Below are 6660 nucleotides of genomic sequence, written 5' to 3'. Positions count from 1 at the left end.
TTACAAGACTGTTCATTTATATATTAATTTGTTACTATATTCATGCTACCAAAATATACCTAATGACCGATTTAGTCATTAGGTCATCTGATGACTGAGTATTTTTCTCTTTCGAATATTATCCAGTACCATTCTCTCCTAATAACTTTATTCCACTCGCACTGAAGCACGAACATATTCCGTAATTACACACCTATATTTACTATTTTAATATTTCTCATCCACTTCAAAACCCTACCTATTTAAAATAGGTAATATGATTTTAAAATCAAATCATTAAACAAAAATATATTCTACTATAATAATAGGGAATAATTATAAATAGAAGGTACATACAAATTTTTTATCCTGTGATCTCCCCATCTTTAATAATTTCACAATAATAAGGCTACCTTTCTTTATTAAGAAAGATAGCCTTATTTGTATAGATGACTGATCTAGCGCCTAGTTTTTCGCGCCTTTCAACGACTCTCTCAGCACAAATTTTTGTAATTTCCCACTCGCATTACGCGGAAGTTCATCCACAAATAAATAATGACGTGGACGTTTATAGTCTGCTAATTCATCACTTTCTTTACAATATGTTTCTAAATCAGCTTCTGTAATCGTTTCATCTTTCTTTACAACGACCGCAACGACACGCTCTCCCCATAGTTCATCTGGCTCACCAAGTACTGCAACATCTAATACACCAGGGTGACTATGAAGGAAATCTTCAATTTCACGAGGATAAATATTTACACCACCGCTAATTACCATATCATCAACGCGATCTGCAACGAATAAATAGCCGTCTTTATCGAAGTATCCTAAATCACCAGAATGATACCATCCTTTATACATCGATTTTGCATTTGCTTCTTCTCGATTATGATATCCAGCCATCATAGTCGGGCCGCGCAAAATAATTTCCCCTACTTCATAAGGAGGCAACATATCATCTGGCTCTGCTGGTGCATCTTCGTTCGGTTTGACGATTCGAATTTCATGGCTAAAGCACGGTGTTCCTGCTGAACCAGCTTTCGTAATTTGATCCTCTTCTACGAGAAACGCAACAACCGGTCCCATTTCTGTCATTCCGTAAATTTGGACAAGATCAATATAAAGACGCTCTTTACATTCCTTCACTAGCGCTGGAGCCATCGCAGCCCCGCCATATACACCGATCTTCATCGAAGTTAAATCATACTCGGCTAGATCTTTTTGCAGTAACATATTCCACATCGTTGGTGCTGCAAAAAACGTCGTAATCTTCTCTTCTTGAATGGTATGTAATACTCTATCCGTATCAAAATGATGTAAAATAACATTCTTTCCGCCAACTTGAATGCGCGGTATGATTCCAGCATTTAACTCGCCGCAGTGATATAAAGGCGCTACCACAAGTCCGGCACTATCCCTGTTATATTTTATGAAATACGTACAAATCATACTATGCTCAGCCATATCACGATGGCGATGTAGTACGCCTTTCGGATGACCCGTCGTACCACTCGTATAAAGCATAGAGCAATAATCCATTTCATCGACTACAATATCTACTTTTTCAGCTGATGCTTCATTTACTTTTTCATGGTAGGAACTAGCATAAGAAGGTGCATCGTCTTCTACATACCAAAAAGACGAATTTGGAAAATCTCGTTCAATCATAGTAACTGTTGATTCGACTGCTTTTTCAAAGACAACTACTTTCGAGGCTGCATCTTGGAGGATATAAGATAGTTCTTTTGCTTTTAAGCGGAAATTAATTGGATTAAAGATCGCTCCAATTTTGGCACAGGCTAAGTAAACGTTTACAAATTCACGACAGTTATATAAGTAAACAGATACACAATCTCCCTTTCTTACTCCTTCTTTCAATAGAGCTTGCGCCGTTTTATTTATTTGCTCATCCCACTGTTTATATGTCCAGCGAATATTTTTTTCTGGTTCTACTAACGCCTCTTTATTCGGATATTTGCCAACTGCCAAATCAAAAATTCTCCCTATCGTCATGTACATGCCAACAATTTCCCCCTTTTCTCTTTCATAAATCTATCATTTCGTCTATAAGTAGACATTGTCCTCTAATAATTTGACTAATTTTTCTGATTATTATCGACATAGTTTTACAAATGGACCGTTTGATGGTAAATGAAATTATATCGGCGATTTTTTGAATATATCGCACGCAACTTGAAATATATCGGCGATTTTTAAAATATATCGCACGCAACTCAATTTATATCAGCGATTTTTCGAATATATCGACTTACCTACAAAAACTGACAATATAAAAAGAGGCTGTTCCAAATCGGAACAACCCCCTTCTCCTTAAACGAATAGCTCTTCTAAAATTTTCAGTTTATCTTCTGTATATTTCACGAAGCCATCGTTATATGATTTTGGATCTTTCGGATTCGCAAAATGTGTAATTGCTCCTGTTTGTGGGTGAACAAATTTACTTGATGCACCGCAACCAAGTCCGATAATCGATTGTACTTCTTCCATAATAACAATATTATAGATACTTTCTTGCGTCGGCATTGCATACCCAACGTTTTCTAAGTTACCTAAAATATTTTTTTGACGATATAAATAGTATGGCACGTAATTGTGGTTCTTCGTCCACTCTTCCGCCTCATGCATCATCGCAGTAATTTCTTCGCGACCTGCCACTTTATATTTACGTTTGTTTTGCGTCATTTCAGAAGCACGTTTAAATGATAACGTATGAACTGTTAACGATTCTGGCATTAACTTTTCTGTTTCATCTAACGTATGCTTAAAGATGTCTAATCCTTCACCAGGAAGACCAATAATTAAATCCATATTAATATTGTTCATTCCCATTTCACGTGCTAAATGATACTTCTCAATTGTTTCTTCTACAGTGTGATGACGTCCAATTGCCTTTAGTGTTTCTTGATGGTATGACTGCGGATTAATACTAATACGGTCAATGTTCCATTTATTTAACACTTCTAGCTTTGCTGGTGTGATCGTATCTGGGCGACCTGCCTCAACTGTTACTTCACGTACATCTTTCACATCTGGGAACGCTTGGTACATTTCTTCATAAAGCATATCCATCTCTTCTGCTGTAATACTCGTCGGTGTACCACCGCCGTAATAAATCGTCGTAACTGTAACACCTTTTTCTTTCAAAAACTTACCAATCTCACGAACTTCATAATGTAACCCGCCTAAGAACGAATCAACTGATCCTTGGCGTCCGTTAATTGCATAAGCCGGGAACGTACAGTACGCACATTTTGTAGGACAAAACGGAATACCGATGTAAATACTTACTTCTTCTTTCAAACGGTATAAATCTGGAATAACCGCTAATTGGCAATCAACGATACGCTGAAGAAGCTCAATTTTTTCTTCATGAATTAAATAACTTTCACGAAGTTCTTTATGCGCTTCTTCTTTTGACATACCATTTTGAAGCAGTTTGTGAAGAAGTTTCGTTGGGCGTACCCCAGTTAATATTCCCCAGCTCTGTTCAAGTCCAGTTAGCTGTTGAAGTACAGAAAGATATACGTAAGAAACAACATGTTTTACTTGCTTCATACGTTCTTTTTCTTCTGTGAAAGCAGATAAATCTTTAGAGAATGTTTCTTCATATACATTTCCAGTCGCAACATCTGTTAAACGAGCCGATGCTGTCACATTACCTTCTATCTGTATATCAACGATAAGATTTGCTTCTTCTTGCTCAAACCCTATCTTGCTCTCTTCAAAAAATAAACCGCCAATATTTTGTAGCGGACGTAAAAAACGATCATCTTGTAACGTTTTAATTGAAATTAACAACATTATCACCTTTTCATTTGCAAACTCTCTTTAGTTTACTTGAAGGGCGTTTGCAGGTCAATACAGAAGGTTTTACCTTATTTCTATATCCTATTTAAAACATACTGAATATTGATTTTTCACGAATACCCTCTAGTTGTATAGACATTGTAATATGCCCTTGTTACAATCTAAAACGTATTAGTACTTACTACTAGTTTAAATACATATAAAGGAAGAGACTTTTACATATTCACTTCCTTTCGAACCATTTAAAGAAGAACACAAAATATAGCCACAAGCACTCACTCCTACTGAACAGTCTGGAAATTGGTTTAAAATTCAATTAAACGAAACATCAAAATGGATTTACGCATACGGAATTATAAAAGGTAACGAGCGAAACGAGTTTGTACCAAAAGGCACAGCAACACGTGGTGAAGCTGCGGCATTTTTAAATAGAATGCTGAAAGTAATCGAAGCATAAAAAAAGAAAAGAAACGTAGCGAAAATGCTACGTTTCTTTTTTCATCGTTTCGGTGTATGTTTATGATTCTTTAAAAAAGGAAGCGGGAATTGCTTACGAAAATGCTCTTTAATCATATACTCTACGCCGTTCTCAGTATTAGAACGTGTAATCCAGTCTGCGGCTTGCTTTAATTCTACAGGAGCGTTCCCCATTGCTACCCCAAGGCCAACATTTTCAATTACCTCTAAGTCTTCTGTGCTGTCTCCAATCGCAACCATCTCACTAAGGTTAATATTTAAATGCTCCCCAAGTACTTGTAAACCACGTAGTTTTGATACATTTTGAGGGAGAATTTCTATACGCCTCGCATCACACTCGACGTACTCTACATCTTGAAATGCCTTTCTTAACGTATTCATCCCTCTTTCTTTTTCACCTTTCGTATGGAAGACAATATCAATTTTTGGTGCAGCTACTGGGTTATCACGCAGGGCATCCCCTAGCGAATCTACAAATTGAACCGGATAAAATAACGGATCTGCGCTTGATAATACAGTACGCGCAATTAAGTTTGGTGTATTTCTCTCACGATTCCCAATTGAATATCTTTCATGAGAAATGCGAACATTACAATCAAAATGCTCTAACACTTGCACAATATTAAAGGTTTTCTCTTCAGATAATCTCCTTTGAGCGAACGGCTTATCTAACGTTGCTGAAATGAAAGCTCCACCGTGTGTAACTAATATTGAATCTAATTTTAACGCCTTCGCTATTTTATGAGCAGATTGAAAATTACGATTCGTAAATAATGTAACGTATACATCTTTTCTTTTCACAAAGTCAATTGTCTCCCGTAACCCTTTAGCAATTTTTCCGTTGTTGTATAGTAGTGTCCCATCTATATTAAGAGCTAGTAAGCGATAAATCATGTCGCACTCCCCCTCTTCGCTGTTGTACTCTATCCATAATTTATGAAATAAATGTAGTAAATAGAACGAGTTAGAATTACTACTGAAAATTTGGTTTACTATATACATATACAACTGGCAAAGGAGATAGTACAATGCAGGCACCACCTTCTTTTTATGAAGGCGATACGTTAGAGGTCGCAAAGAAGTTACTTGGACATAAACTCGTTCATATTGTAGACGGCATAAAGCGAAGCGGAATTATTGTAGAGGTAGAAGCATACAAAGGTCCAGATGATAAGGCCGCACATAGTTACGGCGGCAGACGGACTGATCGAACAGAGGTAATGTTCGGCGCACCAGGACATGCTTACGTATATTTAATTTACGGTATGTATCATTGCTTTAACGTAATTACAGCACCAATCGGCACCCCGCAAGGAGTTCTTATTCGTGCTCTTGAACCTGTAGATGGCATCGAAGACATGAAACTAGCGCGCTACAACAAAACTGACATTACGAAGGCTCAGTATAAAAACTTAACAAATGGACCCGGAAAACTATGCCGCTCACTCGGAATCACTTTAGAAGAGCGCGGCGTATCACTTCAAAGTGATACGTTACATATTGAATTAGTTCCTGAAGAAGGCCATTTATCATCCACACATAACATACTAGCTGGTCCTCGTATTAATATTGATTATGCAGAAGAAGCCGTTCACTATCCATGGCGGTTTTATTATGAAAAGCATCCGTGTGTTTCAAAGTAAAGGAGCTATCCTATAATGTTTCACTGACTTTGAACTGCCCCATCCTGTATATTTGCAAGTGACCAAACCAACAAACATACGAAGGTGATTTCTTATTTCATCATACATCGAAAAGCCGAAATCCGGGCTCGGATTTCGGTTTTGTATATATAGAAGGAACCATTTCCTCTCCAAAATTCCCAAATACAGTTCACCTCCGAAGAGGAACCTAAAAAAACATTAATTTTCTTATGAATTTTTTAATGCATTATAATTATCTAAATTGAATTTCGTCATAATGAAAGTTCCTGTTGGCGTTAAAAGCTGAGAAATAGATTGTATGACATGAGGTAATTGCGCTGGCTCAATAGGATGTGATAATAGAATGTACTGGAATTTTTCATCTTTAAATACCTCGTGTAACTTGTCATACTCGCTAGAAGTTGTAGGACCTACCCTATTTGCAAGAGCTGCCGCTTTTTCATTAACTTCTGCACCGAATGTGGAAACTGCCGGGTAACGCCTTTTCATTTCTAATAAAGTTGCACCACATCCAGCTCCTATATGAAGAATATTTACTTGATCAGGCGCAAATCGATCTACAATTGCTAGTAAATCATAATGAATGTATAAACTTTCACCATAAAATCCCCATTTTTCATACAATTTTATATTATTCGCATGTAAAACTATGGAAAAGTTAACACTGTCTTCTCTCCACGATACGCTTCCATAGTGATGAATAAATGTA

At 36.9% G+C, this 6660-nt stretch carries 5 protein-coding genes and 1 pseudogene; 2 read left to right on the top strand and 4 right to left on the bottom strand.

Translation table 11 applies throughout. The annotated features are described in order from the left end of the window. Positions 1 to 444: 444 nt before the first annotated feature. Positions 445 to 2001, bottom strand: coding sequence for a fatty acid--CoA ligase (locus AB3X48_RS15465; protein ID WP_367959715.1), 1557 nt, complete (start codon positions 1999 to 2001; stop codon positions 445 to 447). 312 nt (positions 2002 to 2313) lie between these two features. After that, on the bottom strand, positions 2314 to 3804 hold the full coding sequence (locus AB3X48_RS15460; protein ID WP_078174003.1) for a coproporphyrinogen III oxidase: 1491 nt from the start codon (positions 3802 to 3804) through the stop codon (positions 2314 to 2316). Positions 3805 to 4147: 343 nt separating this feature from the next. Between AB3X48_RS15460 and AB3X48_RS15450 the strand changes: the two are divergent. Then, positions 4148 to 4267, top strand: a pseudogene (locus AB3X48_RS15450) (S-layer homology domain-containing protein); the annotation flags it as partial. 41 nt (positions 4268 to 4308) lie between these two features. Here AB3X48_RS15450 and AB3X48_RS15445 read toward each other — a convergent pair. Then, positions 4309 to 5181, bottom strand: a complete 873-nt coding sequence (locus tag AB3X48_RS15445; protein WP_078174004.1) for a Cof-type HAD-IIB family hydrolase — start codon at positions 5179 to 5181, stop codon at positions 4309 to 4311. A gap of 134 nt (positions 5182 to 5315) precedes the next feature. On the opposite strand from AB3X48_RS15445, the gene AB3X48_RS15440 reads away from it, so the two are divergent. Next, positions 5316 to 5930 carry a DNA-3-methyladenine glycosylase gene (locus AB3X48_RS15440; RefSeq protein WP_016103839.1) on the top strand — a complete coding sequence of 205 codons (615 nt, stop codon included), beginning with the start codon at positions 5316 to 5318 and terminating at the stop codon, positions 5928 to 5930. A gap of 228 nt (positions 5931 to 6158) precedes the next feature. On the opposite strand, the gene AB3X48_RS15435 is transcribed toward AB3X48_RS15440, so the two are convergent. After that, positions 6159 to 6660: class I SAM-dependent methyltransferase (locus AB3X48_RS15435; RefSeq protein ID WP_367959714.1), on the bottom strand; the 502-nt coding region annotated here is incomplete at its 5' end.

The organism is Bacillus sp. S4 (genome assembly GCF_040838205.1).
Lineage (GTDB): Bacteria > Bacillota > Bacilli > Bacillales > Bacillaceae_G > Bacillus_A > Bacillus_A cereus_U.
Note: the sequence above shows the minus strand (reverse complement) of the source record. Positions and strands in the feature narration are given on the sequence as shown.

What these genes read in the sequence shown, in the direction of transcription:
- AB3X48_RS15465 (WP_367959715.1), bottom strand. Translation starts at nt 2,001, where the DNA reads ATGTACATGACGATAGGGAGAATTTTTGATTTGGCAGTTGGCAAATAT.
- AB3X48_RS15460 (WP_078174003.1), bottom strand. Translation starts at nt 3,804, where the DNA reads ATGTTGTTAATTTCAATTAAAACGTTACAAGATGATCGTTTTTTACGT.
- AB3X48_RS15445 (WP_078174004.1), bottom strand. Translation starts at nt 5,181, where the DNA reads ATGATTTATCGCTTACTAGCTCTTAATATAGATGGGACACTACTATAC.
- AB3X48_RS15440 (WP_016103839.1), top strand. Translation starts at nt 5,316, where the DNA reads ATGCAGGCACCACCTTCTTTTTATGAAGGCGATACGTTAGAGGTCGCA.